The sequence below is a fragment of the Tenacibaculum sp. genome, assembly GCF_050290165.1.
Classification (GTDB): Bacteria; Bacteroidota; Bacteroidia; order Flavobacteriales; family Flavobacteriaceae; genus Polaribacter.
Window position 1 is genome coordinate 522,728 of the sequence record NZ_JBNKHD010000015.1, and the last position, 24,943, is coordinate 547,670.

Sequence of the window (24,943 nt, forward strand, 5' to 3'; positions counted from 1 at the left end):
CCTCACAACGTGAGGTTTTTTATTTTTATAGAGATTTTTAAATTATTTAGTAAACAAGAGTCATTATTTATGAGGGTAGATTAATCTTGAAATTAATGACTTGAGAAATGTTGTATAGATGAAGAAAATATTGATGGTTTGTTTAGGGAATATTTGTCGTTCGCCATTAGCTGAAGGTATTTTGCAATCAAAATTATCTTTAGAAGACTTTAAAATTGATTCTGCAGGTACAACTGGTTACCATGTAGGTGAATTACCAGATAAACGCTCGATTGAAGTAGCTAGAAAATATGGGATTGATATTACAAATCAACGATCAAGAAAGTTTGCTAAAAAAGATTTTGAAGAGTTTGACATGATTTTTGTTATGGATAAAGACAATTATGAAGATATCATAGCAATGGCTGATACTATGGAACAGCAAGAAAAAGTAAAGATGATTTTGAACGAATTGTATCCTTATGAAGATATGAGTGTTCCTGATCCATACTATGGAGGAGATCAAGGTTTTGAAAAAGTGTACCAAATGTTAGACGAAGTTTGTGAGATTATAGCTTCAAAAATTAGAAAGTAATGAAAGGTAAATTATACTTAATACCTACAACTTTAGGGGATACAGAACCTTTAGAGGTAATGCCTTTATCGGTAAAAAAGGTTGTTGAGCAACTGGATTATTTTATTGTAGAAAATGAGAAGTCAGCTAGGAGATTCATTAAAAGAATTACTCCTTCAAAGCCACAACCTTCTTTGGAATTGATGCTGTTGGATAAATATTCAGATGATTTAGAAACGAAAAATTACTTGGATGTTTGTGAAAAAGGTATTTCAGTAGGATTGTTGTCTGAGGCAGGAGTTCCTGCGGTAGCCGATCCTGGTGCAACCATTGTTAAGTTAGCGCATCAAAAAGGAATTCAAGTAGTACCGTTAGTGGGGCCTTCCTCTATTTTGTTGGCTATTATGGCGTCTGGAATGAACGGGCAAAGTTTTGCGTTTAATGGATATTTACCAATCGATAAATCAGATAGGAAGAAAGCGATTAAAGATTTAGAAAAGCTTTCTAAAGATAAAAATCAGTCGCAAATTTTTATAGAAACACCGTATAGAAATGAAAAAATGTTAGAAGATTTGCGAGCTATACTGTCTCCTGAAACTAGGGTTTGTGTTGCTTGTGATATTACACTTCCGTCAGAATATATTAAGACATTAACAGTAAAAGAATGGAAAAATGTAAAGCCTGATTTGCATAAGCGCCCAGCTATTTTTATCATTCATAAATAAAAAAAGCACCGAGTTATCGGTGCTTTACTTTTTTAAATAGTTTCTGTTATACGATTGGTTTCTTATTTGCTTTGATGTTAGAAACATCATAATCAGCAAATTTTTCAAGATACGATTGCATCGAAGTCCCAAAGGCATCGTTAAATTTAATAGTTCCGTTAGAACGTAAAAACTTTTTCACATTACCAGCTCCACCTAAGTGTGCTGCTGCTAAAATGCCTGATTCGGTAATTTTAACTCCTCCTATAGTTTTACCTACACTTCTTTTAATATCTTTTCTTAAAATCCATTTGTTTAATTTACAATAAGCAACAAATGTGCGTTCTTGTAATTTTGGGTTTTTAAGGAAGTAATCGGTATTGTAAATTCGGAATCTTTTTAGGGTTTCTCTACCAAATTGGTATTTACCTAAATAACCTAGTTCGTTAACTACTCTGTAGTTTCCTTGTGATTCTTTAAAAGCAAGTGCTTCTTTAAAACCAACAAAGTCTTTTTGTAAAAAGGGAATATTTACCTTTTCTATTTCGTGTGCTGGTACCGGTGTGGTAACAGCTTTTTCTTTTTTGTCATTTAAGACGGTGAAACTAGTTAGTAATATAATCCCCCCAATGATTAATACTAAATTTCTGATAACTAATAACTTTCTGTTTAGCTAGGCAAAGATACGGTAAATTTTTCTAAAACATTAAAAACCAATGAATTGAAGTTGTTTGTTTATTGAAGTATTAATGGTTTCATTAGTGTTTTATTAGTTAATTTAAAAAAGAAGGTGAATTTTATTAACGATTTAATAAAATTCACCTTCTTTTTGTAAAAATAAAATTTTGTTAATTTACCTCCTTACTCCTTGTTGATGTATCCATTGTTGGTATTTTGCAGCATTTCGATTGTGTTGTGCTAAAGAGTTAGCAAACTCATGAAAACCAATTTTATCTACACTCGCACACATGTAATAATAATTGTGATTTTGACGGTTTAATACAGCATCAATAGATGAAATATCAGGCATTGCAATTAGAGAGGGAGGTAATCCCGTATTTTTGTAGGTATTATAAGGAGAATTGATTTCCAAATCTTTATTCAATACTCTTTTTACAACGAAATCTTGACCATTTATTTCTCTAATGGCGTAAATAATAGTAGGGTCTGCTTGTAAAGGCCAATTGTCTTTTAATCTATTTAAATATAAACCCGCTACAATAGGACGTTCTACTTTTTTAGCAGTTTCTTTTTGAACAATGGAAGCTAATGTGATGACTTCTTCTTTTGAAAGATTTAGTTTTTTAGCTTTTTCTAATCTATCAGTAGTCCAAAAACGCTTGTATTCACGCAACATTTTATCACGAAAGTTTTCTGCGGAAGTATTCCAGTAAAATTCGTAGCTATTCGGAATGTACATTCCTAAAACAGATTTTTCTGTAAAATTGTTAGTTGACAAGAAGCTGGTATCTGTCATTGCTTGTAAAAGAGCAATTGAGTCTGCTTCAATTTGTTCAGCAATTCTTCCTGCTAATTTCTCTAAAGTATCTTGATTGTTGAATGATAATTTAATAGGGGTTTGATTTCCGCTTCTTAAAAGATTGACAACATCGTTCAGGCTCATGCCTTCTTTTAATAAGTATTTACCTCCTTTAGGTTGGGTGAATTTTTTCTTTTCGGCTACCCAAACAAAATTTTCAGGATACTTAACAAATTCGGTAAGTTGTTTTGTTACATCTTCAAAAGAAGCATTAGAACCTATGTAAATAGCTCCATCTTTTTGTACTGCTTTTCCAAATATTTTTTGATAGTAGTTAAATCCAATAATTCCACCAATTAAAAAAATGGCGAGAATGCTTCCTAAAAGTATCTTCTTATTCATTGATTAATTGAAATAATATTTCGTCTTTATATGTTCCTTCGTTGTATGTCCAATCTTTTTTTATACCAATTTTTTTAAAGTTGTGCTTTTGAAAAAGGTGTAAGCTTTTGGTGTTATCATTTGTAATATTAGCATATAGTTGATGTAACTGTAGGTGTGTAAAACTATAATTGATTAATAACTCTAAAGCTTCCGAAGCAAATCCATTTCGCTGAAAATCGGGGTGAACTAAAATTCCAATTCCAGCTCTTCTGTGTTGAGGGTTGAAATTGAATAGATCAATCATTCCAATAGGTTTGTTAGTGGATTTCTCTTCTATAATCAAACGTAACTGTTTAGCTTCATAAATATCTAAATGAGCATTTTCTAAATATTGTTTCAATAAAAATTTAGAAAAAGGAGCTTGCGTATGACTAACTTCCCAAAAGAGTTCGTTGTTTTCGATTTGAAACAAAAACTCTAAATCTTCAGGCTCTAAAGCTCTTAAATTGATATATGTTCCTGTTAACGTATACACTAAAAATTTATTTTTCCTTTGAATACAAATGTAGCAGGTCCTTTTAAAAATACATCTGTGTAATTGCCATTTTGTTCATTAAAAGAAACTTCTAACGTGCCACCTTCAACAGGTAGAACAATTGAAGTACGGTCTGTTTTTTTTGTTGCATGCATAGCTATGGCAACAGCGGTAACTCCTGTACCACAAGCTAAAGTTTCGTCTTCCACACCACGTTCATAGGTACGAACCTTAAAAGTGTTATGGTTTATTTGTTCTACAAAATTAACATTACTTCCCTCTGCGTTGTAAACTTCATTTCTGATTTTTCTTCCGTTAGAAAACACATCATAATCTGCAAGGTTTTTCACTAATTGTACATGATGTGGCGATCCTGTATTGGTGAAAACGTAATCGTTAAAGATTTTCACTTCATTAACATCAATCATTTGTAGAGATACAATATTGTTAGAAATAGAAGCATGATGAAGTCCATCAATAGCAATAAAAGTAGTATTAGTTTCAAAAAGGCCTAATTTATGAGCAAAAGCAACAATACAACGTCCACCATTACCACACATAGTACTTTCGTTACCGTCAGAGTTGTAGTACACCATTTTAAAATTAGTGTTAGTATCTTCTTCAAGTAAAATTAAACCGTCAGCACCAATGCCAAAATGTCTATTGCACAATTTTGCAATTATGTCAGTATTATTTTTTGGAAAGGTTTTTGAACGATTATCAATGATGATAAAATCATTCCCAGTTCCTTGATATTTGTAAAATTCTAATTCCATAATAATGGACAAAGATACATATTTTATCAAGGAAAGAAGACTGTTAAATAGCGGTTAAAATCCGTTAAATAGAAGTTAAACACATTTACTCAAAATGTTAAAATAGTATATTTGAAATATAAAATTTTGTAAGCATATGAAGAAAACTTTTAAAACTTTAGGAATTGCGTTTTTAGGAGGCGCCATAGCACTTGCAGGATACAAAATGGTAATAGAAAAACCGCAAGTGGTAGTAGGAAAACCGGGAGAGCCGACCATACAAACTGTAAGAGCAAATTATACACCTACAGTTATAAATTCAACATCAACTCCAACTGATTTTACTGAAGCTGCAGATAAGACTGTGCATGCAGTAGTACATGTTAAAAATACATCTATACGAACACAGCAAAACCCATTGGCAGAATTGTTTTATGGAAGTGGGAGTGGTACACGAAAATATGAGCAAGTAGGAACAGGAAGTGGAGTTATTATCTCTCCTGATGGATATATTGTAACTAATAATCATGTAATTGAAGGTGCAAGTGATTTAGAAGTCACTCTAAACAATCAAAAAAAATTAAAAGCGACTTTAATAGGAGCTGATAAAAGCAATGATATTGCATTGTTAAAAGTAGATGCTGATTTTGAATTGCCCAATTTACCTTTTGGGAATTCAGATAACATTAAAGTAGGTGAGTGGGTGTTAGCGGTAGGTAACCCGTACAATTTAACATCTACAGTTACAGCGGGTATAGTAAGTGCTAAAGGACGAGACTTAGATGGTAATACTAATATTGACTCTTTTATTCAAACAGATGCTGCCGTTAATCCAGGGAATAGCGGTGGTGCTTTGGTGAATACTAGAGGAGAATTGATTGGAATTAATACAGCTATCTCATCAAGAACAGGATCATTTATAGGCTACTCTTTTGCAGTGCCTTCAAATATTGCTAAAAAAGTAGTAGATGATTTATTAGAGTTCGGGACTGTTCAAGAAGCTATTTTAGGAATAGGAGTTGATAATGACGCAAAAGATGTAGAAGGAGTTAAAATTGGTTCTATTGATGCAGAGAGTGATGCTTTAAAAGCTGGCTTAAAAGAAGGAGATATAATTACTCAAGTAAACAATGTGAAAATCTCTAAGTTTTCTGATTTAAAAGGACAGTTAACAGCTAAAAGGCCTGGTGAATACGTAAATGTTACAGTGAATAGAAATGGAGAAGACTTGATGAAAACTGTTAAATTGAGTAAAAGAAGCACGTATACTTCATTTTCTTTTGGTGTTCAATTAAAAGATTTAACGGCTAAAGAAAGAAAAAAGTTTGGAGTAACTGGAGGAGCTAAGATAGTGGCTACAAATAATGAAGGATTTAGATATTTTAAAGTAGGTCCAGGATATGTTGTATCAAAAATAAATGGAAAGTCTGTAGCAAATGCATCTGAAGCAGCTTCACTTTTTGATAGTTATAATGGTTCGCAACGAATGTATTTAGAATTGATTAGTCCTGACGGACAAGTAGAAAAATATAAGTATTAAAATAGTTAGAAATTTAACTTTTTGAAATCCTGTTGAAAGAAAAAAATCAACAGGATTTTTCTTTTATAAAACAGATATAAAATAGAGAAGAAATACCTATTTTTGCACAAATTTTTTAATTTTAGTTAACACACAACTATGTCAACAATAACAAATTACGAAAAAGAAGTAGTAAATCAAGCGCAAGTTCGAAGAGCTACTGTTGAGTTTATTAACATCGTTAACGATTTATGGTATGATAAATCTATCGAGTTAGTACTATTTAGAAACCAATTAGTAGACAAAAGAGCTAGTGAGGTTTTAAACTTAATCAACTATGCAAAAGAGTTTGTTGCGAAACCAATTTCTATTGATGATGCATTAGAAATTGCAAAAGCAATTCAATCAATCGATTTACCACCATCTAAATTAGATATCGGTAAATTAGCTTACGAATATCATTTACAAGATGATGCTTCTGCTGATAAAGTAGCTTTTGTAAAAGAGCAGTTAAAAGATGCTACAGAGGCTGAAGATATTAAACCAAAAGACGTAGTATTGTACGGATTTGGACGTATTGGTCGTTTATTAGCTCGTGAGTTGAGTAGCAAAATGGGTAAAGGTTCTCAATTACGTTTAAGAGCTGTAGTTACTCGTGGTAATATTGATCAAACAGTATTAGAAAAAAGAGCTTCATTATTAAGTGTAGATTCAGTACACGGAGATTTCTTAGGGACTGTTCAGGTAGATGCTGATAACAATGCGTTAATCATCAACGGAACTACAGTATATATGATCTCTGCGAATCAACCAGAAGATATTGATTATACTCAATACGGAATTAACGATGCGTTAATTATAGATAACACAGGTGCTTTTAGAGATGAAGAAGCATTAAGTCGTCACTTAAAATCTAAAGGAGCTAGTAAAGTATTATTAACAGCTCCAGGAGGTGGTGTGCCTAACATTGTTCACGGTGTAAACCACAACGAGAACAATCCTGATAACATTGATATTTTCTCTGCTGCTTCTTGTACAACGAATGCTATTACTCCAGTATTAAAAGTATTAGAAGATAACTTCGGAATTAAAAAAGGACACTTAGAAACAATCCATGCATATACAAATGACCAAAACTTGGTTGATAATATGCACAAGAAATACCGAAGAGGTAGAGCAGCTGCTTTAAACATGGTAATTACTGAAACTGGAGCAGGAAAAGCAGTAGCAAAAGCGTTACCAGCATTAGCAGGTAAATTAACGTCAAGCGCTATTCGTGTACCAGTACCAAACGGATCGTTAGCTATCTTAAACTTACAATTAAATACTCCAGCTACAGTAGAGTCTGTAAATGCTATTATGAAAAAATATGCATTAGAAGGAGATTTAGTAGAGCAAATTCAATACTCATTAAGTAATGAGTTAGTATCTTCTGATATTGTTGGAACTACAGCGCCATCTATTTTTGATAGTAAAGCTACTATTGCAGATGGAGATACAATCGTAATTTATGTATGGTATGATAATGAGTATGGATACTCTCACCAAGTAATGCGTTTAGCTAAACATATTGCTAAGGTACGTCGTTATACTTACTATTAGGATGCTTCTATAAGTAAAATATAAATGAGCCAGAGTTGTTTACTCTGGCTTTTTTTATTGAAAAAAGTTATGCAATAACTCATGAATCTTTTCCTTAAATTAGCGTCAAAATTTTACTTGATGAAGGCAGTATTTACACCAATGTTGTTTTTGTTTGCTGCAATTACAACAAACTCACAAACTAAATTACCATATTACGAAATTCCTAAAGAAGCTCAAGAGTTTACGGCAGGTTCTGTAATTAGTAGAATGATTGATGGTTTAGGATTCCGTTATTATTGGTCAACTGAAGGTTTAACTAAAAAAGACTTGCAATATAAGCCAAGTAAAGAAGCAAAAACTTCAGAGGAAACAATAGATCATATTTTAAATTTATCGCAAGTAATTAAAAATGCTGCTTTGAAAGTTCCTTATAAGGAACCAGAATCAGGAATGTCCTTTGAACAAAAGCGAGAGGCGACTTTAGAAAACTTAAAGTTAGCTAGTGATATTTTTAGAAAAAGTGAGGATGTATCTCAACACAAAATAATTTTTGGAGATAAAGAGCATCCGTTATGGAATGCTATTAACGGGCCTATTGCAGATGCTATTTGGCACACAGGTCAATTAGCTTCTTTTAGACGAGCTTCGGGAAATCCAATCAATTCAAAAATCAATCATTTTACAGGTACCGTTAGACAATAATTTAATGACAGTTCAAGAAAAGATACAACAGTTAAGAGAAGAGCTACATAAACATAATCATAATTATTATGTGTTGGATGAACCAACTATATCAGACTATGATTTTGATATTAAGTTAAAAGAGCTTCAGCAGTTAGAAGACGAGAACCCTGAGTTTTTTGATCCAAACTCGCCTACACAACGAGTAGGAGGAGAAGTAACTAAAAACTTCGAAACAGTTGCTCATAAGCATAGGATGTATTCGTTAGATAATTCGTATTCTAAGGAAGATTTATTGGATTGGGAAAAACGTGTTCAGAAAATACTAGGAACCGATCAAATTGAATACACATGTGAACTAAAATACGATGGGGCTTCTATCAATCTTACGTATGAAAATGGACAATTTGTACAGGCGGTAACTCGTGGAGATGGTTTTCAAGGAGATAATGTAACTACGAATATCCGTACTATAAAATCAATCCCATTATCATTAAAGACTGATTTTGTTCATGATTTTGAGATGCGAGGAGAAATCATCTTACCATTAGATGGATTCAATAGGATGAATGAAGAGAGAGTAGCAAATGATGAAGAACCATATAGAAATCCACGTAATACAGCTAGTGGAAGTTTAAAGCTGCAAGATAGTGCAGAAGTTGCAAAACGTCCATTAGATTGTTTGTTGTATCAGTTGGTAACCAGAGAGCGCAAATATGCTTCACATTTTGAAAGTCTAGAAGCTGCTAGAAAAGTAGGGTTTAAAATTCCAGATACAATAGTTTTGGCGAAGTCGATAGAAGAAGTATTAGATTTTGTAAACGAATGGGATGTAAAACGTCATACATTACCTTATGAAACAGATGGAGTTGTGGTGAAAGTAAATTCATTTCAACAGCAAGATGAATTAGGATATACTTCAAAAGCACCTCGTTGGGCAATTGCGTATAAGTTTAAGGCGGAACAAGTTTCAACAGTGTTGAATGAAATCACGTATCAAGTAGGTCGTACAGGAGCAATAACTCCAGTTGCAAATTTAGAACCTGTGCAGTTGGCAGGAACGATTGTGAAAAGGGCTTCGTTGCATAATGCAGACCAAATAGCAAAACTAGACGTACGAGTAGGAGATATTGTTTTTGTTGAAAAAGGAGGAGAGATTATCCCTAAGATTGTGGGTGTAGATTTAACAAAACGTCCAGCAGATTCTGTTCCTACTCAATATGCAACGCATTGCCCTGAATGTCATACCGAGTTGGTAAGAACTGAAGGTGACGCAAAACATTATTGTCCTAATGAATTTGGATGTGCGCCACAAATTACAGGTAGAATCAAGCATTTTATCAGTAGAAAAGCTATGGATATTGATGGATTAGGTGGTGAAACGGTTGATTTATTGTGTAAAGAAGGATTGATAAAAAATTACGCGGATTTATATGATTTGACAGAGGAGCAGGTTATTCCGTTAGAGCGAATGGCAGAAAAATCAGCGCAAAATATGATTGACGGAATTGAGAAATCGAAAGAAATTCCGTTTGAAAAAGTGTTGTTTGCACTAGGAATCCGTTTTGTAGGTGAAACCGTAGCTAAAAAATTAGCAAAACACTTTAAGTCGATAGATAATTTAATGAATGCTGATTTTGAAACGCTCATTGCAGTTGACGAAATTGGGGATAGAATAGCGCAAAGTATTATTGATTTTTCAAATGATTTAGGAAATATTGAATTGATAAATCGATTAAAATCATACGGAGTTCAGCTAGAAGTTTCTGCAGAGAGTTTAGAAGGACAAACCGATAAGCTAGCAGGCAAAGTCTTTGTGGTTTCAGGAGTGTTTCATCAAATGAGTAGAAATGAACTCAAAAAAGCGATTGAAGACAACGGAGGAAAAGTGTCGAGCACAATTTCTAAAAAAACAACTTATATTGTAGCAGGTGATAATATGGGACCAAGTAAACTTACAAAAGCTGAAAGTTTAGGAATCCCAATTATTTCTGAACAAGATTTTATTGATATGGTTAGTTAATAATAGTAAAGAAATGGGTGTGAAACTTAAACTAGAAGAAGAAAAATTTATTTATAATACTAAATTGATTATAGAAAAAGTATCACCTCATGTTTTACCTAAATATTATAAAGGTTATGAGATTACAAGAGTAAGTAATAAAGAAAGTTATTGCACTTTAAAAAATAAGAAAATTAATGTGTACAGGAGTTTGGCTGTAAGTGAGCTAAAAGTAGGAGAGTCTACTGTAAGTTTAATAATGAGTTTTAAGCTAAGATGGTTTAGTCTTTTTAAGATATATTTAAATGACTTTATTTTTTTTAGTTTAAATTCTAACTTTAGAAAGTTAAAATATTTTATTAAAGTAAATAAAATGTTTTTTGTAGCTCTTTTAATTACGGGGTTATATTTTTTATTGAATAGTATTTTTGAAGGTAAAATAGTTGATTTTATAGAGAAAACTAAAGTTTTCCATTTTTTATGGGTTTTTATAGTTTCTTTTTTAACAGTAAAGAAAATAGTTGAATTTAGATTACATTTCAGTAACCCAGATAAAAAGATTTATGATATTGCAGAAGAAAAATCACAAGAAAATATAGAAGAGTATAGAAAAGATATTGAATATAAAAAGAGAAGTGAAAATTCCTTATAAAACATGATCAAACAAACCAAAATAACCTTAGCTTCCATTGTATTTTTATTGATTGCTATTGCTGATGTGTATGCGGTAATTACACAGAGTAAAACCATCGAAATGATTTTTAAACCATTGCTGATGACAACACTGGCAATAGTGTATTTAGTATCGGTTAAAAAACCTAGTTTTTGGTTGTTGTCAGCGTTGTTTTTTTCGTTTTGGGGTGATGTTTTTCTGTTAGATAAAGCTAATTTCTTTGTGTTTGGTTTAGCATCTTTTTTAGTAGCTCATGTTGTTTATATTAAAATTACAACCGATATGTTGTTTAAAGATTTAACAGTAAAAATGATAACTTCAGCCATACCTTTTGTGTTGTTGTTTGTAGGGCTGTTAGGTTTAATTTACGATAATTTAGGTGATATGTTATTGCCAGTAATTGTATACGGAATTACTATCTCAACTTTTGGAACAGCAGCATTATTGAATTACCGTCAACAAAAAACAACAGCAAATTCTTGGTTGTTACTTGGAGCTGTATTGTTTATAGCTTCAGATAGTTTAATAGCGTTGAATAACTTTTACACACCAAAACGATTGTTTGATATAGCAATTATAGTATTGTATGTCGTTTCTCAGTACTTAATTGTTAAGGCAATCATAGCTAAAGAAAATTAAAAACTCCTGACATAGGGTTGACATAGCTAGATTTTATTTTTGTTTAAAACTTAAAAACAAAAGATGAGTACAGAACAAAAAGAACCATTTTACATTGTTGGGATTTCGGTAAGAACCACCAACGAGAACCAACAAGCAGCAAAAGATATACCTGTTTTATGGCAAAGATTTATGTCGGAAAATATAGCTAAACAAATCTTAAATAAATCTTCTGATGAAATTTACGCTGTTTATACCGATTATGAGTCAGATTATACTAAGCCATACACTACAATTATTGGTTGTAGAGTGGATGAAATAACTGATATTCCAGAAGGAATGATTAGTAAGAAAATTGAAGCTCCAAACTATAAAAAATATGTAGCAAAAGGAAATTTGAATGAAGGTGTTGTGTATAGCAAATGGATAGAGATATGGAATGAAGATATTAACAGAGCTTATACTTCCGATTTTGAAGTTTATGGGTCGAAAGCTACAGATCCAACAAATGCTGAAATTGAAATATTTATAGGAATAAACTAATAAAAGGGCGGTTTAAACCGCTCTTTTTTATGTTTGTAGAACTACAATTTACTTCCAATTATTGGAATGCTTTTTTTATTTAAAATTAATAAAATCAATCCTGAAACAAAGGTTATAATAGCACTTATAAATAGGGCACCACCATCGTGGTTGTGTTCTATACCTATAATAGTTAAATGACTCATAATTGCTCCTCCCATAAGTCCAATAGTTAAAAACGCTCCTAACCATGTTTTGTTGGGTGCAAATAATAAAATGGAAGCAATTAGTTCTAAGGTACCAGTACCCAATCGCATGTAAGCTTCATTACTTCCTGCTATTTTGGTAAACAAATCAATACTTTCTTGCGCTCCAGTAAATTTAAAAAACAATGTTTGTAACATTATAATGGCAGCTACCAACTTTAAAATAAAAGGTATGTATTTTTTCATATTTAATAAAGTTTGTTGTATTAGACGAGGTAATTTTTAATGCTTACATAAACTAAAAACAATATTTTTGTAAATATGAAAAAAATAGCACTTGCTTTATTGATTATAGGTTTAGTGGCTTGTAAAAAACAAGCTATTTCACTTAAGTTTTTAAATGAATATGTAGTTAAAGATTCATTGCAGATTGACAGTACAGTTATTGGAGGGATTTCTGGAATTGATTTTTACAATAATAGTTATTATATGGTGGTAGATGATGCCGCTAATCCAAGGATTTTAGTGGCGGATGTAACCATTCAAAACGATTCTATCAAGTCGATAGAATTTAACAAGTTAATTCAATTAGATACCACTAGTCAGTTTTCTAAAAATCACGTATTAGATTTAGAATCTATTTTTATAGATAATGGATTGATTAATTTAACTAGCGAAGGATCTATCCGATATAAAAAAGATCCGAGTATTTTTCAAGTAGATTTTAATGGGGAGTTCAAAAATGAAATGACCATACCTAGTTATTTCAAGGCTACTTCAGAAGCAAAACCAAAACACAATGGTGTTTTTGAAGGTTCATCAAGAAGCTTTGATGGAAAAGGAGTTTGGGTTTCTATGGAAGCACCTTTGGAAGCAGATGGAGAAGAGCCAACATTTCATGAAACACAATCACCCATAAGAATCACTTATTTTGATAATGAGTCGAAAGAAGCAACTAAACAGTTTGCTTATCAATTAGAAAAAATAGACAAACCAGCGAAAGGGAATGTAAATTTGAATGGAGTAACGGCCATTTTAGAATACGAGAAAGATCACTTTTTTGTTATTGAAAGAGCGTACCAAAGTGGTTATGGAAGTTATGGTAATGTGGTTAGAATTTTTAAAGCAACTATTGATGATACTTCAACAAATACCTTGGAGATTCAATCTTTAAAACAAGAAAAGTATATTCCGTTAAAGAAAGAGTTGCTGCTAGATTTTAGTACCATTCAAAATCAATTAACAAATAAAATTATTGATAATATAGAGGCAATTACTTTAGGTCCAAAGTTGTCTAACGGAAACAGGTCGTTAATTGTAGCGTCTGATGATAATTTTCAAGTATACGGCAAGCAATTGAATCAATTTTTATTGATTGAAATTGAAGAGAAATAAATAAATTAGCTATCCCTAATTTTCATAAATGATAAGCAAATTAAAAAGTAAGTCCATTCAAAAGGAGTACGATAAACTCATAGCAAAGCAGAGTCTTAAAAAGCATAAAACTACCAAGGTTAAAAAAATAGCAATCTTGTTGGATAATGAAGCTTTGGTAAATGTAGTGCTAGCGAATTTAGCGAACAATTTTCCGTTAAAAAAAGAAGATATAACAGTTTTGGTTTATAGAGAGTATTCTAAAAAAGATGAGCTATCACCACAGTTTTTCACGAACAAAGATTTAGGATTTAATGCGAGTTTAAAATCCGACAATTTGAAAAATTTCGTTAAAAATGAATACGACTTATTTATAAACTATACAAAAACATCAAATTTGCTAACGAATATGGTAACTTTGTTATCACAAGCAGATTTCAAAGCAGGTTTTGCTGAAATTGATGATAGATTATACGATATTGTGGTGTCTGATGTTAATTTTAACGAAGCGGTTTTAAATCAAGAATTAAAAAAATACCTAACGATTTTAAATAAAATATAATGCAAAAGTTTGTAGGAACTGGAGTAGCATTGGTAACTCCTTTCAACGAAGATTTAAGTGTAGATTTCGATGCACTTAGAAAGTTAATAAACTATAATATTGAAAATGGCACAAACTATTTAGTAATAAATGGAACTACTGGAGAAAGTGCAACAATCACCAAAGAAGAAAAGCTTGAAATAATAAAGGTCGTTGCTGAAGAAAATAGAGGACGTTTACCTTTAGTGCTTGGGGTTGGTGGTAATAATACACAGGCTATTATTGATGAGCTGACTTCGTTAGATTTAACCGATATTGATGCAATTTTATCTGTAGCTCCATATTATAGTAAACCAACTCAAGAAGGTTTCTATCAGCATTACAAAGCAATTTCGTTAGCAAGTCCAAAGCCAATTATTTTATACAATGTTCCTGGAAGAACAGCAAAAAATATGGAGCCTGCAACTACTTTACGATTAGCTAGAGATTTTGAAAATATTATTGCAGTTAAAGAAGCAGGAAACAATCAACAACAATACTATGAACTGTTAAAAGATAAGCCAGAAGACTTTTTAGTGATTTCTGGAGATGATGATTTAGCATTAGGAGTAGTGTTGGCAGGTGGAGCAGGAGTGATTTCTGTAATAGGACAGGCATTACCAAAAGAGTTTTCAAAAATGATTCAGTTAGGATTAGAAGGAAAAGCAAAAGAGGCTTATGATATACATTACAAATTGATGGATGTTGTAAACTATATCTTTGAAGAAAATAATCCGGCAGGAATTAAAGCTGTACTGTTAAAGTTAGGAATTTGTTTAGATGAGGTACGTTTACCATTGGTAAAAGCATCAGAGGAATTACAAACCAAAATATCAGATTTTATAGATAATCTATAATTTGTCTAAACAAAAATTAATAAGACTAAAGACTACAGTTTCGTTATTGTAGTCTTTTTTTAGCATCTTTGTATAAGAATCAAATCAAAAGAAGAAAAATATGTTATCAAAAGTAATAGAACAGGCATTAAATGAGCAAATAAAAGTAGAAGCAGAGTCGTCACAAGTATATTTATCGATGGCATGTTGGGCAGAAATACAAGGGTTTGAAGGTGTAGCACAATTTATGTATGCACATTCAGATGAAGAGCGTATGCATATGTTAAAATTGGTAAAGTTTGTAAATGAACGTGGAGGTCATGCACGTATTTCAGAATTATCTGCTCCTCCAACAAAGTTTGGTTCATTTAAAGATATGTTTCAAGCGTTGTTTGATCATGAAGTAATGGTGTCTAAATCAATCAACGATTTAGTACATATTACCTTACAAGAGCAAGATTATGCTACCCATAACTTTTTACAATGGTATGTGTCTGAGCAGATAGAAGAAGAAGCGTTAGCGCGCAATATTTTAGATAAAATCAACTTAATTGGTGATGATAAAGGAGGATTGTATTTGTTTGATAACGATGTAAAACAAATAGTAGCACAGTCAGCAACAAATGCTCAGCAATAAGATTAACAAACATTTAGGGATTCTTTGAATATTTTATAACAGAATTTATAGTTTCTTGTAGTGCTTTATTCAGAGTAAAAAAATCGTTTTAATAATCCATAATTAATCACTAATTTTGCCAGATGCAAAAAATGAAAAAACTAGCGTATATTCTTGTAATGCTTTTAGTACTATCTTCATGTGGAGAATACCAAAAAGTATTAAATAGAGGAACTGTTGAAGAACAATACAAAATGGCTGTGAAAATGTACGAAGCACAAAAGTACGGAAAAGCCTTACGTTTGTTTGAAAAAATAACTCCTTCATACAGAGGAAAACCACAAATGGAGCGTATTCAATTTATGGTTTCACAGGCTAATTTTAATGAAAAGAATTACAGTTTAGCTGGGTATTACTTCAACAGATTTGCAGGTAATTATCCAAAGAGTTCTAAAAGAGAAGAAGCTGCTTTTTTATCGGCGTTAAGTTATTATAAAGCAGCACCTAGTTATAGTTTAGATCCAACAGATACAGATAAAGCATTAGAAGCATTTCAAAAGTTTATTGATAATTATCCAGATTCTGATAAGTTAGCAGAGGCTAATAAGTATCACGCAGAGTTAAGAGCTAAATTAGAAAAGAAAGCTTTTGAAATAGCAAAAACATATTATAGAACAGCAGAATACGATTCTAGAAATTACAAAGCAGCGATAGTAGCTTTTGACAATTTATTAGAAGACTACTTAGGGACAAAATATAAAGAAGAAGCTTTATTTTATCGCTTAAAAGCTGCACACGATTTTGCAATGAAAAGTACGCAACGAAGAAAAGCGGAAAGAATAAAAGAAGCAGTAAAGGCGTACGATAAATTGAAAAGAAATTTTCCAGAATCTAAATTCATGGAAGAGTCAAATCAAATGCTAACAGCATTAAACAAGGAACAAGAGCAATTAGTTAAAAGTTAAAAAATGGATTATAAAGAAACGAAAGCGGCGTTAAGTACAATAACTTACAACAGAGAAGCTATCGAAGCTCCAACAGATAATATCTACGAAGCTATTTCAATCATAGCTAAGAGAGCTACACAAATTAATTCTGATTTAAAAAAGGAATTAGTAGATAAGTTAGATGAGTTTGCTACTTATAATGATAGCTTAGAAGAAGTCTTTGAAAACAAAGAACAAATAGAAGTTTCTAAATTTTACGAGCGCTTACCTAAACCACATGCAATAGCTGTGGAAGAATGGTTAAACGAAAAAGTATATTATAGAAATCCAGAGACAAAATAATATGTCTGTACTAAGCGGTAAAAAAGTTTTACTTGGTGTTACCGCAGGTATTGCGGCGTACAAAACAGCGAACTTAGTTCGTCTATTTATAAAATCAGGCGCAGAAGTCAAGGTTATTATGACTCCTGCGTCTAAAGATTTTATAACACCTCTTACTCTTTCTACACTTTCAAAAAATCCAGTTCATTCTACTTTTTATGATAAAGAGGACGAAAATGAATTGTGGAATAATCATGTAGATTTAGGTTTGTGGGCAGATTTGATGCTAATTGCCCCTGTAACGGCAAATACCTTGTCTAAAATGACTAATGGTACTTGTGATAACCTATTGTTGGCAACCTATTTATCAGCAAAATGCCCAGTGTATTTTGCACCTGCAATGGATTTAGATATGTACCAGCATCCATCAACAAAAACAAGTTTAGATAGTTTACAAAGTTTTGGTAATATTTTAATACCAGCTACTTCGGGTGAATTGGCAAGCGGATTGGTAGGTGAAGGTCGTATGGCAGAACCAGAAGATATTGTTGACTTTATTGAAAAAGACATCGTATCGAAATTACCACTTCGAGGAAAAAAGATATTAATTACTGCAGGACCAACGTATGAAGCAATAGATCCAGTACGTTTTATCGGAAATCATTCTTCGGGTAAAATGGGGTTTGAAATTGCTAAAACTGCTGCTAATTTAGGGGCAGAGGTATTCTTAATAGCTGGCCCTTCTCATCAACAAGCAAATCATTCTTTTATTCATAGAATAGACGTAAAATCAGCACAAGATATGTATGATGCTTGTCATCAATATTATGCAGATGTGGATGTAGCAGTATTATCTGCCGCTGTGGCCGATTATCGACCAAAAAATGTGGCAACTCAAAAAATAAAAAAGAAAGAAGCAGCGTTAAGTATTGAGTTAGAACCAACTAAAGATATCTTAAAATCTCTAGGAGAAATTAAGAAAAATCAGTTATTAGTTGGGTTTGCATTAGAAACGAACGATGAAGTACAAAACGCAAAAAGTAAGCTTACACGCAAAAATTTAGATTTTATTGTATTAAATTCGTTACGTGATGAAGGTGCTGGTTTTGCGACCGACACTAATAAAATTACAATTATTGATGCTGATTTGAATGAAAAATCATTTGATTTAAAATCGAAAGTAGAAGTGTCAAAAGATATCGTTAACGAAATAATACAAAAATTAAATGCGTAAGTTTTTCTTTATAGTTTTTCTTTTTTCAATTGTTTTATCTTCTCAATCTCAAGAGTTGAATGCTACTGTGGTTATCAATTCAGATAAAGTTCAAAGTAGTAACAAACAAGTATATCAAACCTTACAAAAAGCACTAACCGAGTTTATCAATGATAAACAATGGACTAACAGAAACTTCAAACAGCAAGAACGTATTAATTGTGCTTTTAACATCATTATTGATGAACAAAATGGTAGTAACTTTTCAGCAACTTTACAAGTGCAATCAACGAGACCTGTGTACAATTCTACGTATGCAACTCCTGTTTTAAATATTAACGATACAAATTTTAACTTTCGTTATAACGAATTTGATCCGTTAATTTACAATCCAACTACTTACGACTCCAATTTAATTTCTACAATTGCTTTTTATGTATACACGATTTTAGGAATAGATGCAGATACTTTTGCTTTAAAAGGAGGAGAGAGTTATTTTAAGCAAGCTGAAAATATTATGTTATTGGCACAAGCGAATGGTGAATCTGGTTGGCAAAATCAAGTTGGAAAACAAAATAGATTTGCGTTGATTGATAATTTATTATCATCAAAATATAGTACGCTAAGAAGTATTTATTATAACTATCACCGTAATGGATTTGATAAATTTGCTGATGATAAAAGCTCAGCGAAAGAAGCTGTAGAAAAAAGCGTAATAGATTTAGATAAGTTGCATAATATAGCCATTGGTAATTACATGATCCGTGTATTCTTAGATGCTAAAGGAGATGAAATAGTCAATGTTTTTTCTGATGGAATTGCTTCTAAAAATCAATCTCAAATGCTTACAGTTTTAAATAAAATTGCTCCAACTTATAAGGATAAGTGGAAAAATATTCAGTAAAACGAAGTTTGTAAACTGCTAAAAATTATAACATCATTCCGAACCTCAAAATTTTGAGGTGAAGGAATCTCATGGAAAGATTACTTTATTACTTCTCGTAAAGACAAATCATTTTTTAGGGCGATATAATTCAATCAAAATCCTTACTTTTATTCCTTTTAAAGAATAAAATTTGTTAACACATTTATCCATACAAAACTACGCGCTAATCAATCAGTTATCGATTGATTTTACAAAAGGTTTATCTATCATTACTGGTGAAACTGGAGCTGGAAAATCTATTTTATTAGGAGCTTTAGGTTTAGTAATGGGTAATCGTGCCGATTTATCTTCACTTAAAGACACTGAAAAAAAATGTGTAATTGAAGCACAATTTTCGGTTGAAGGCTATAATTTACAAGAATTGTTTGAAGAGTTAGATGTTGATTATGAAGTGGAGACGATTATTAGAAGAGAAATTTTACCTTCGGGAAAATCACGTGCTTTTGTAAACGATTCACCAGTAAACTTATCTGTACTATCAGCTTTAAAATCAAAGTTGATAGATATTCATTCGCAACATCAAACCTTGCAGTTATCGGACGAGAGTTTTCAGTTTTCTGTAATTGATGCTTTAGCAAAGAATCAAGCTAAAATAGCCTCTTATAAAAGAGGGGTACGTGCTTATAACAAATTAAAAAAGGAGCTAAAACTTCTTCAAGAAGAAACCGAAAAATCAAAAGAACAGTACGAATACAATTTGCACTTGTTTAATGAATTAGAAGATGCAAAATTACAAGCAGGTGAGCAAGAAGTTTTAGAAGAAAAGCTAGATAAATTAAACAATATTGAAGAGATAAAGTTGAATTTATCGGAAGCTTTAGGTGTGTCAATAAATGAAGAGATAGGAATTCAAACTTTATTACATTCCTTAGAGAATAAACTGCAAAAAATAAGCTCATATTCAAAGCAGTATGAAGAATTAGCCAATCGTGTAACAAGTGTTAAAATTGAGTTAGACGATGTAGTTGCTGAATTGGAAAGTGCCAATGAAGAGGTGGAGTTCAATCCAAATGAAATAGAAGAGCTGAATGATAGATTGCAGTTAATCTACAATCTTCAAAAGAAACATTCTGTAGCAACGATAACTGAGTTACAAGAAATCCATGAATCGTTAGCGGAAAAAGTAGCACAAGTTGAAGACGCTGGAGGATTGATAGGAAAAAAGGAAGTAGAAATTAAAGAAGTAGCTAAAAAGCTTGATGAAGTAGCAAATATGATTACTACTTCGAGAAATAAAGTCATTCCAAAGTTGAAAAAAGAATTAGAATACCTCTTATCAGAATTAGGAATGCCAAATGCTCGTTTTGCTATCGAATTACAACCTTCCGAAGATTATTTATCTAACGGAAAAGACAATTTAGAGTTCTTGTTCTCTGCCAATAAAGGCGGGAATTTTGGAGAATTGAAGAAGGTGGCATCTGGTGGAGAATTGTCGAGAATCATGCTATCCATCAAAAAAATATTATCAGAGAATATACAATTACCAACGATTATTTTTGATGAAATTGATACAGGAGTTTCAGGAGAGGTTTCTAACAAAATAGCAAAAATAATGCAGGATATGGGAGCGAATATGCAGGTAATAACTATTACACATTTACCACAGATAGCTTCAAAAGGTGTACAACACTATAAAGTATTTAAAGGGGAAGAAGCAGGAGTTACTACTTCAAATTTAAAACTATTATCAGAAAGTGAGCGAATTAGGGAAATTGCAGAGATGCTAAGTGGTAAGGATGTTTCTGAAAGTGCATTGACCCATGCTAAGGAATTATTAAATTAAGAGTATATTTGCTTTCTAAACGAACAACGATAGACTAAAATATTTTAAATATGTATAATTTATTAAAAGGAAAAAAAGGAATTATTTTTGGAGCTTTAGATGAAAATTCTATTGCATGGAAAGTTGCTGAACGTGCTCACGAAGAAGGAGCAGAGTTTGTATTAACCAACGCGCCAATTGCTATGCGTATGGGAGGTATCAAAGATTTAGCAGCGAAAACCGGGTCAGAAATTATTCCTGCTGACGCTACTTCTATGGATGATTTAAACAACTTAGTTGAAAAGTCTATGGAAATCTTAGGAGGTAAAATCGATTTCGTTTTACACTCAATCGGTATGTCAGTAAATGTACGTAAAGGAAAACACTATACAGATTCTAACTACGATTTTACAACGAAAGGATGGGACGTTTCTGCGGTATCTTTTCACAAGGTAATGAACGTTTTATACAACAAACAAGCCATGAACGAGTGGGGAAGTATTGTTGCATTAACTTATATGGCAGCACAACGTGTATTCCCAGATTACAACGATATGGCTGATAATAAAGCGTATTTAGAAAGTATTGCTCGTAGTTTTGGATATTTCTTTGGAAGAGACCACAAAGTACGTGTAAATACAATTTCTCAATCACCAACTCCAACAACAGCAGGTCAAGGAGTAAAAGGTTTTGACGGATTTATTTCATATGCTGAAAAAATGTCTCCATTAGGAAATGCAACAGCGTTAGAATGTGCAGATTACACAATCTCATTATTCTCTGACTTAACTAAAAAAGTAACTTTACAAAACTTATTCCACGATGGAGGTTTCTCTAACATGGGAGTAAGTGATGCAGTAATGGAAAGATTTACTGAAGAGTAAGATCTTTACTGAAATAGAATATAGATAAAATGCAAATCGTTAGATTTGCATTTTTTATTGATAGCTACAAAATGAACAATATTTTACAGATAGAAAAGGAGTTAGCGCCATTAAGACAACAGTTAAAAGAACACGAATTGTACAATTCGTTACAACATATTGATGATGTAAAACTATTTATGGAATCACATGTATTTGCTGTATGGGATTTTATGTCGTTGCTAAAAGCGTTACAACGAGAGCTTACTTGCGTAACTTTACCTTGGTTACCTGCTGTAAATACAAAAACAGCACGTTTTATTAATGAAATAGTGTTAGGTGAAGAAACTGATGTAAACGAGTTAGGCGAGCCTAAAAGTCATTTTGAGATGTATATTGATGCTATGCGTCAAGCTGGGGCTAGTACAGCTCAAATTTCAAGTTTTATTTCGGATATTATTGATGGAAAACCTGTTGAGATAGCCATAGAGGATAGTTCTATTCTTGAAGAAGTAAAAGACTTTGTAAATTTTTCTTTTGAAGTTATTAAAACAGGACAAGCTCATATTATTGCATCAAGTTTTACCTTTGGAAGAGAAGATGTGATACCAGATATGTTTTTAGAAATTGTAAAAAATACGGAAGAAAAAGAAGGTAGTTCATACAGTAAATTGACGTATTATTTGAATAGACATATTGAGTTAGATGGTGATGAACACGGACCGTTATCATTACAAATGATTGAAGAGTTGTGCAGAGAAGATCAACAAAAATGGAATGATGTGTTGTATTATGCAAAGGAATCATTGCAGAAAAGAATCCAGCTTTGGGATGGAATCGCTAAACAAATAAACAAAACAGTTTTAGTATAATGAGTCTACAGCTTTCAATAATAGTACCCGTTTACAATCGACCACAAGAAATTGATGAGTTGTTAGAAAGTCTAACCCAGCAAGACTATAATCAACCTTACGAAATAGTAATTGTAGAGGATGGTTCTACAGAATCTTCTGAAGAAATAGTTAAAAAGTATCAAGAAAAACTTACTATAACCTATTTATATAAAAAAAATTCTGGACCAGGAGATTCCAGAAATTATGGTATGAAGAAGGCATCAGGAAATTATTTTATTATTTTAGATTCTGATGTAATATTGCCTGGACATTACCTGAGTACAATTCATGCTTTTTTAGAAAAGAACTATGTAGATTGTTTTGGTGGAGCAGATACCGCACATGAAAGTTTTACGACCCTACAAAAAGCAATCAATTATGTTATGACTTCTTTTTTAACAACTGGAGGCATTAGAGGAGGGAAAACCAAAGTTCAAAAGTTTGAACCCCGTAGTTTTAATATGGGAATATCAAAAGAAGCTTTTGAAAAGACAGGAGGTTTTGCAAGGATTCATCCAGGAGAAGATCCCGATTTATCAAGAAGAATAGAAAAAGAAGGTTTTTCTACCAATTTTTTACCTAATGCTTATGTTTATCATAAAAGAAGGATTTCATGGAGTAAATTTTATACTCAGGTCAAAAAATTTGGTATGGTAAGACCAATATTGTCGAGTTGGCACCCAAAAACAGCAAAAATTACTTTTTGGTTTCCTACCTTATTTGTAATGTTTGTGATTTTTTCAATAGGAGGAGCAATTATTAATAGACAGATAGAATTAGTATATCCTCTTTTAATGTATTTAGGGATTTTATTTTTACACTCTACAATAATTAATAGGAATATTGTTGTGGGTATTTTTTCCGTTTATGCTGTATTTATACAATTTTTTGGATATGGGATAGCATTCTTAAAATCAACATTTTATATTCGATGGTTGCAAAGGAATCCAGAAAAACAATTTCCAAATTTATTCTTTAAGAAGCATTAATTAATATAAGTTCTTATTTTTGATGTAAAATATATATAGTTAGTGAAAAAAATTTTAGTTACAGGAGGAGCAGGTTTTATTGGTTCACATCTTTGTGAACGTTTGTTAGATGAAGGGAATGAAGTAATCTGTTTAGATAATTACTTTACAGGGAGTAAAAAAAATATTTTACATCTTTTAGAAAATCCTTTTTTTGAATTGGTTCGTCACGACGTAACAGAACCTTATTATGCTGAGATAGACGAAATATACAATTTAGCATGTCCAGCTTCACCAATACACTATCAGCACGATCCTATTAAAACTATAAAAACATCAGTAGTAGGTGCTACTAATATGTTGGGTTTAGCTAAACGAGTAAATGCTAAAATATTACAAGCATCTACAAGTGAGGTTTATGGTGACCCCAAAATACATCCGCAACCTGAGAACTATTGGGGAAATGTTAATCCGATAGGTTTACGTTCTTGTTATGATGAAGGAAAGCGTTGTGCTGAATCACTATTTATGAATTATCATAAACAGAACGATGTACGTATTAAAATTATTAGAATTTTTAATACCTACGGAACAAGGATGAATACCAATGACGGTAGAGTGATTTCTAATTTTATTATTCAAGCCTTAAAAGGAGAAGATATTACAATATACGGTGATGGTTCACAAACTAGAAGTTTTCAGTATGTAGACGATTTAATAGAAGGAATGATTCGCATGATGAATACTTCTGAAAATGTAATAGGTCCTGTTAATATTGGGAACCCTTTGGAATATTCTATTTTGGAGTTAGCGAGTGAAATTATAAGACTAACAAACTCATCCTCGAAAATAATTTTTAAACCTTTACCTGAAGACGATCCTATGCAAAGAAAACCAGATATTTCGCTTGCAAAAGAAATATTAAATGATTGGAAACCTGTTATAGGTTTAGAAGAAGGCTTAACAAAAGTAATAACTTATTTTGATAAAGTATTAACTACAGAAAAATAAGATATTTATATAGTAAAAAATAAAAAGCACCCCTAGAGGTGCTTTTGTTTTTAAATAATTTCTTTGATAGTTTCTGGTGGACGACCAATCACTGCTTTACCACCATTGATAACAATTGGACGTTCTATTAATTTTGGATTCTCAACCATTGCTTTTATAATTTCAGCATCAGATAATTCTTTTCCTTTAAAATTATCTTTCCAAATTTGCTCATTTTTTCGAACCAATTGAATAGGAGAAATACCTAATAAACTGATAATTTCTTTTAATTCTTTTTCAGAAGGAACATTGTCTAAATATTTTACAACTTCAAATTCTTTTGTAGAATTTTCTACGATTTCTAAACCTTGACGTGATTTAGAGCAACGTGGATTATGGTATATTTTTATCATTTTTA

General features: G+C 31.8%; 28 protein-coding genes. 22 read left to right on the forward strand and 6 right to left on the reverse strand.

Annotated features, from left to right (window positions below):
• Nucleotides 1–118: 118 nt before the first annotated feature.
• Both ACQY6M_RS13680 and ACQY6M_RS13685 read left to right on the forward strand, forming a co-directional pair.
• A complete protein-coding gene (locus ACQY6M_RS13680; protein WP_428742446.1) occupies nt 119–574 on the forward strand; it encodes a low molecular weight protein-tyrosine-phosphatase in 456 nt (151 codons plus the stop codon).
• Nucleotides 574–1,278, forward strand: a complete 705-nt coding sequence (locus ACQY6M_RS13685) for an SAM-dependent methyltransferase (RefSeq protein ID WP_428742447.1) — start codon at nt 574–576, stop codon at nt 1,276–1,278. Before ACQY6M_RS13680 ends, ACQY6M_RS13685 begins: the two co-directional genes overlap by 1 nt.
• Nucleotides 1,279–1,324: 46 nt before the next feature.
• Here the strand turns inward: ACQY6M_RS13685 and ACQY6M_RS13690 are convergent, their stop codons facing one another.
• From ACQY6M_RS13690 to dapF, 4 genes are all read right to left on the reverse strand, one after another.
• Nucleotides 1,325–1,888 (reverse strand): peptidoglycan-binding protein LysM, encoded by a 564-nt coding sequence (locus tag ACQY6M_RS13690; protein ID WP_428742529.1) that lies wholly within the window; start codon nt 1,886–1,888, stop codon nt 1,325–1,327.
• Between the two features lie 222 nt (nt 1,889–2,110).
• Nucleotides 2,111–3,139: an endolytic transglycosylase MltG gene (gene mltG / locus ACQY6M_RS13695; RefSeq protein ID WP_428742448.1), complete on the reverse strand. Its 1,029-nt coding sequence runs from the start codon at nt 3,137–3,139 to the stop codon at nt 2,111–2,113.
• Nucleotides 3,132–3,656 carry a GNAT family N-acetyltransferase gene (locus ACQY6M_RS13700; RefSeq protein WP_428742449.1) on the reverse strand — a complete coding sequence of 175 codons (525 nt, stop codon included), beginning with the start codon at nt 3,654–3,656 and terminating at the stop codon, nt 3,132–3,134. The genes mltG and ACQY6M_RS13700 overlap by 8 nt, the downstream gene beginning before the upstream one ends.
• Complete coding sequence (gene dapF, locus ACQY6M_RS13705) at nt 3,656–4,432, reverse strand: diaminopimelate epimerase (RefSeq protein WP_428742450.1); 777 nt, start codon at nt 4,430–4,432, stop codon at nt 3,656–3,658. Before dapF ends, ACQY6M_RS13700 begins: the two co-directional genes overlap by 1 nt.
• A gap of 136 nt (nt 4,433–4,568) precedes the next feature.
• Between dapF and ACQY6M_RS13710 the strand changes: the two genes are divergently transcribed.
• The 7 genes from ACQY6M_RS13710 to ACQY6M_RS13740 all read left to right on the forward strand — a co-directional run bounded on the left by ACQY6M_RS13710 (nt 4,569) and on the right by ACQY6M_RS13740 (nt 12,031).
• Nucleotides 4,569–5,951, forward strand: a complete 1,383-nt coding sequence (locus ACQY6M_RS13710) for a trypsin-like peptidase domain-containing protein (RefSeq protein ID WP_428742451.1) — start codon at nt 4,569–4,571, stop codon at nt 5,949–5,951.
• A 138-nt stretch (nt 5,952–6,089) separates the two neighbouring features.
• Nucleotides 6,090–7,532, forward strand: a complete 1,443-nt coding sequence (locus ACQY6M_RS13715; RefSeq protein WP_428742452.1) for a glyceraldehyde-3-phosphate dehydrogenase — start codon at nt 6,090–6,092, stop codon at nt 7,530–7,532.
• A 120-nt stretch (nt 7,533–7,652) separates the two neighbouring features.
• Nucleotides 7,653–8,216: a hypothetical protein gene (locus ACQY6M_RS13720; protein WP_428742453.1), complete on the forward strand. Its 564-nt coding sequence runs from the start codon at nt 7,653–7,655 to the stop codon at nt 8,214–8,216.
• Nucleotides 8,217–8,220: 4 nt separating this feature from the next.
• The gene (ligA, locus tag ACQY6M_RS13725) at nt 8,221–10,218 is read left to right on the forward strand and encodes an NAD-dependent DNA ligase LigA (protein ID WP_428742454.1); all 1,998 of its coding nucleotides are present in this window, start codon (nt 8,221–8,223) and stop codon (nt 10,216–10,218) included.
• A 19-nt stretch (nt 10,219–10,237) separates the two neighbouring features.
• Nucleotides 10,238–10,849 (forward strand): hypothetical protein, encoded by a 612-nt coding sequence (locus tag ACQY6M_RS13730; RefSeq protein WP_428742455.1) that lies wholly within the window; start codon nt 10,238–10,240, stop codon nt 10,847–10,849.
• 3 nt (nt 10,850–10,852) lie between these two features.
• Nucleotides 10,853–11,509: a lysoplasmalogenase gene (locus ACQY6M_RS13735; protein WP_428742456.1), complete on the forward strand. Its 657-nt coding sequence runs from the start codon at nt 10,853–10,855 to the stop codon at nt 11,507–11,509.
• Nucleotides 11,510–11,572: 63 nt separating this feature from the next.
• Complete coding sequence (locus ACQY6M_RS13740) at nt 11,573–12,031, forward strand: GyrI-like domain-containing protein (protein ID WP_428742457.1); 459 nt, start codon at nt 11,573–11,575, stop codon at nt 12,029–12,031.
• 41 nt (nt 12,032–12,072) lie between these two features.
• Here the strand turns inward: ACQY6M_RS13740 and ACQY6M_RS13745 are convergent, their stop codons facing one another.
• The gene (locus tag ACQY6M_RS13745) at nt 12,073–12,462 is read right to left on the reverse strand and encodes a DoxX family membrane protein (RefSeq protein ID WP_428742458.1); all 390 of its coding nucleotides are present in this window, start codon (nt 12,460–12,462) and stop codon (nt 12,073–12,075) included.
• Between the two features lie 75 nt (nt 12,463–12,537).
• On the opposite strand from ACQY6M_RS13745, the gene ACQY6M_RS13750 reads away from it, so the two are divergent.
• The 13 genes from ACQY6M_RS13750 to ACQY6M_RS13810 all read left to right on the forward strand — a co-directional run bounded on the left by ACQY6M_RS13750 (nt 12,538) and on the right by ACQY6M_RS13810 (nt 24,546).
• The gene (locus tag ACQY6M_RS13750) at nt 12,538–13,611 is read left to right on the forward strand and encodes an esterase-like activity of phytase family protein (RefSeq protein ID WP_428742459.1); all 1,074 of its coding nucleotides are present in this window, start codon (nt 12,538–12,540) and stop codon (nt 13,609–13,611) included.
• 28 nt (nt 13,612–13,639) lie between these two features.
• A complete protein-coding gene (locus tag ACQY6M_RS13755) occupies nt 13,640–14,152 on the forward strand; it encodes a DUF6913 domain-containing protein (RefSeq protein WP_428742460.1) in 513 nt (170 codons plus the stop codon).
• Entirely contained in the window at nt 14,152–15,027 is an 876-nt protein-coding gene (dapA, locus tag ACQY6M_RS13760) for a 4-hydroxy-tetrahydrodipicolinate synthase (RefSeq protein WP_428742461.1), read from the forward strand. Before ACQY6M_RS13755 ends, dapA begins: the two co-directional genes overlap by 1 nt.
• Nucleotides 15,028–15,127: 100 nt before the next feature.
• Nucleotides 15,128–15,643 (forward strand): ferritin, encoded by a 516-nt coding sequence (locus ACQY6M_RS13765; RefSeq protein WP_428742462.1) that lies wholly within the window; start codon nt 15,128–15,130, stop codon nt 15,641–15,643.
• Between the two features lie 131 nt (nt 15,644–15,774).
• Nucleotides 15,775–16,587: an outer membrane protein assembly factor BamD gene (locus ACQY6M_RS13770; RefSeq protein ID WP_428742463.1), complete on the forward strand. Its 813-nt coding sequence runs from the start codon at nt 15,775–15,777 to the stop codon at nt 16,585–16,587.
• 3 nt (nt 16,588–16,590) lie between these two features.
• Nucleotides 16,591–16,911 carry a DNA-directed RNA polymerase subunit omega gene (locus ACQY6M_RS13775; RefSeq protein ID WP_428742464.1) on the forward strand — a complete coding sequence of 107 codons (321 nt, stop codon included), beginning with the start codon at nt 16,591–16,593 and terminating at the stop codon, nt 16,909–16,911.
• A 1-nt stretch (nt 16,912) separates the two neighbouring features.
• The gene (gene coaBC, locus ACQY6M_RS13780) at nt 16,913–18,124 is read left to right on the forward strand and encodes a bifunctional phosphopantothenoylcysteine decarboxylase/phosphopantothenate--cysteine ligase CoaBC (RefSeq protein WP_428742465.1); all 1,212 of its coding nucleotides are present in this window, start codon (nt 16,913–16,915) and stop codon (nt 18,122–18,124) included.
• Nucleotides 18,117–19,007: a DUF4835 family protein gene (locus ACQY6M_RS13785; protein ID WP_428742466.1), complete on the forward strand. Its 891-nt coding sequence runs from the start codon at nt 18,117–18,119 to the stop codon at nt 19,005–19,007. The genes coaBC and ACQY6M_RS13785 overlap by 8 nt, the downstream gene beginning before the upstream one ends.
• Nucleotides 19,008–19,179: 172 nt before the next feature.
• A complete protein-coding gene (gene recN, locus ACQY6M_RS13790) occupies nt 19,180–20,832 on the forward strand; it encodes a DNA repair protein RecN (protein ID WP_428742467.1) in 1,653 nt (550 codons plus the stop codon).
• Nucleotides 20,833–20,882: 50 nt separating this feature from the next.
• The gene (locus ACQY6M_RS13795) at nt 20,883–21,695 is read left to right on the forward strand and encodes an enoyl-ACP reductase FabI (RefSeq protein WP_274634730.1); all 813 of its coding nucleotides are present in this window, start codon (nt 20,883–20,885) and stop codon (nt 21,693–21,695) included.
• Nucleotides 21,696–21,766: 71 nt separating this feature from the next.
• The gene (locus ACQY6M_RS13800) at nt 21,767–22,546 is read left to right on the forward strand and encodes a DUF3050 domain-containing protein (protein WP_428742468.1); all 780 of its coding nucleotides are present in this window, start codon (nt 21,767–21,769) and stop codon (nt 22,544–22,546) included.
• Nucleotides 22,546–23,556, forward strand: coding sequence for a glycosyltransferase (locus ACQY6M_RS13805; RefSeq protein WP_428742469.1), 1,011 nt, complete (start codon nt 22,546–22,548; stop codon nt 23,554–23,556). Before ACQY6M_RS13800 ends, ACQY6M_RS13805 begins: the two co-directional genes overlap by 1 nt.
• Before the next feature lie 42 nt (nt 23,557–23,598).
• Nucleotides 23,599–24,546 (forward strand): UDP-glucuronic acid decarboxylase family protein, encoded by a 948-nt coding sequence (locus ACQY6M_RS13810; RefSeq protein ID WP_428742470.1) that lies wholly within the window; start codon nt 23,599–23,601, stop codon nt 24,544–24,546.
• Between the two features lie 50 nt (nt 24,547–24,596).
• On the opposite strand, the gene arsC is transcribed toward ACQY6M_RS13810, so the two are convergent.
• On the reverse strand, nt 24,597–24,938 hold the full coding sequence (arsC, locus tag ACQY6M_RS13815; protein ID WP_428742471.1) for an arsenate reductase (glutaredoxin): 342 nt from the start codon (nt 24,936–24,938) through the stop codon (nt 24,597–24,599).
• Between the last annotated feature and the right edge of the window lie 5 nt (nt 24,939–24,943).

Coding starts and splice junctions, on each gene's coding strand:
- ACQY6M_RS13680 (WP_428742446.1), top strand. CDS start 119: ATGAAGAAAATATTGATGGTTTGTTTAGGGAATATTTGTCGTTCGCCA.
- ACQY6M_RS13685 (WP_428742447.1), top strand. CDS start 574: ATGAAAGGTAAATTATACTTAATACCTACAACTTTAGGGGATACAGAA.
- mltG (WP_428742448.1), bottom strand. CDS start 3,139: ATGAATAAGAAGATACTTTTAGGAAGCATTCTCGCCATTTTTTTAATT.
- dapF (WP_428742450.1), bottom strand. CDS start 4,432: ATGGAATTAGAATTTTACAAATATCAAGGAACTGGGAATGATTTTATC.
- ACQY6M_RS13710 (WP_428742451.1), top strand. CDS start 4,569: ATGAAGAAAACTTTTAAAACTTTAGGAATTGCGTTTTTAGGAGGCGCC.
- ACQY6M_RS13715 (WP_428742452.1), top strand. CDS start 6,090: ATGTCAACAATAACAAATTACGAAAAAGAAGTAGTAAATCAAGCGCAA.
- ACQY6M_RS13720 (WP_428742453.1), top strand. CDS start 7,653: ATGAAGGCAGTATTTACACCAATGTTGTTTTTGTTTGCTGCAATTACA.
- ligA (WP_428742454.1), top strand. CDS start 8,221: ATGACAGTTCAAGAAAAGATACAACAGTTAAGAGAAGAGCTACATAAA.
- ACQY6M_RS13735 (WP_428742456.1), top strand. CDS start 10,853: ATGATCAAACAAACCAAAATAACCTTAGCTTCCATTGTATTTTTATTG.
- ACQY6M_RS13740 (WP_428742457.1), top strand. CDS start 11,573: ATGAGTACAGAACAAAAAGAACCATTTTACATTGTTGGGATTTCGGTA.
- ACQY6M_RS13745 (WP_428742458.1), bottom strand. CDS start 12,462: ATGAAAAAATACATACCTTTTATTTTAAAGTTGGTAGCTGCCATTATA.
- ACQY6M_RS13750 (WP_428742459.1), top strand. CDS start 12,538: ATGAAAAAAATAGCACTTGCTTTATTGATTATAGGTTTAGTGGCTTGT.
- ACQY6M_RS13755 (WP_428742460.1), top strand. CDS start 13,640: ATGATAAGCAAATTAAAAAGTAAGTCCATTCAAAAGGAGTACGATAAA.
- dapA (WP_428742461.1), top strand. CDS start 14,152: ATGCAAAAGTTTGTAGGAACTGGAGTAGCATTGGTAACTCCTTTCAAC.
- ACQY6M_RS13765 (WP_428742462.1), top strand. CDS start 15,128: ATGTTATCAAAAGTAATAGAACAGGCATTAAATGAGCAAATAAAAGTA.
- ACQY6M_RS13770 (WP_428742463.1), top strand. CDS start 15,775: ATGAAAAAACTAGCGTATATTCTTGTAATGCTTTTAGTACTATCTTCA.
- ACQY6M_RS13775 (WP_428742464.1), top strand. CDS start 16,591: ATGGATTATAAAGAAACGAAAGCGGCGTTAAGTACAATAACTTACAAC.
- coaBC (WP_428742465.1), top strand. CDS start 16,913: ATGTCTGTACTAAGCGGTAAAAAAGTTTTACTTGGTGTTACCGCAGGT.
- ACQY6M_RS13785 (WP_428742466.1), top strand. CDS start 18,117: ATGCGTAAGTTTTTCTTTATAGTTTTTCTTTTTTCAATTGTTTTATCT.
- ACQY6M_RS13795 (WP_274634730.1), top strand. CDS start 20,883: ATGTATAATTTATTAAAAGGAAAAAAAGGAATTATTTTTGGAGCTTTA.
- ACQY6M_RS13800 (WP_428742468.1), top strand. CDS start 21,767: ATGAACAATATTTTACAGATAGAAAAGGAGTTAGCGCCATTAAGACAA.
- ACQY6M_RS13805 (WP_428742469.1), top strand. CDS start 22,546: ATGAGTCTACAGCTTTCAATAATAGTACCCGTTTACAATCGACCACAA.
- arsC (WP_428742471.1), bottom strand. CDS start 24,938: ATGATAAAAATATACCATAATCCACGTTGCTCTAAATCACGTCAAGGT.